The sequence below is a fragment of the Aeribacillus sp. JST-2 genome (assembly GCF_056032925.1).
On sequence record NZ_JBVVUU010000016.1, the window covers coordinates 56,777 to 57,149 of the forward strand.

Annotated in this window: 1 protein-coding gene; it reads right to left on the minus strand. The window is 42.6% G+C overall.

Annotated elements, in window-relative coordinates; genetic code table 11:
- On the minus strand, positions 1-373 hold a 373-nt coding region (locus tag AC0KTX_RS10015; RefSeq protein ID WP_474252061.1), incomplete at both ends, for a Kae1-like domain-containing protein.

The following is a 373-nucleotide window of genomic DNA, read 5'->3' on the forward strand; positions in this document are numbered from 1 at the left end:
AATGATGTCAATATTTTCTTTTCCTTTAAAAGCTTCTTGAAGGGCTGTTCTCAATCCTTTATTCGCGGCAACACCACCAGAAAGCAGCACTTGTTTCACCTTATATTTTTCGCTTGCCCGGACAGTTTTTGCCACTAAAACATCAATTACGCTCTCTTGAAAGCTTGCTGCCACATCTTTTTTATCCAACACGATTCCTTTTTGAGAAGCATTATGAAGTGTATTCATGACGGCTGATTTTAAACCGCTGAAACTAAAATCAAAAGAACCTTCCTCAAGCCATGCCCGCGGCAAATCAATCGACGGTTTGCCTTCTTGAGCCAGTTGATCAATATGAGGCCCTCCCGGATAAGGAAGTTCAAGCGCACGGGCT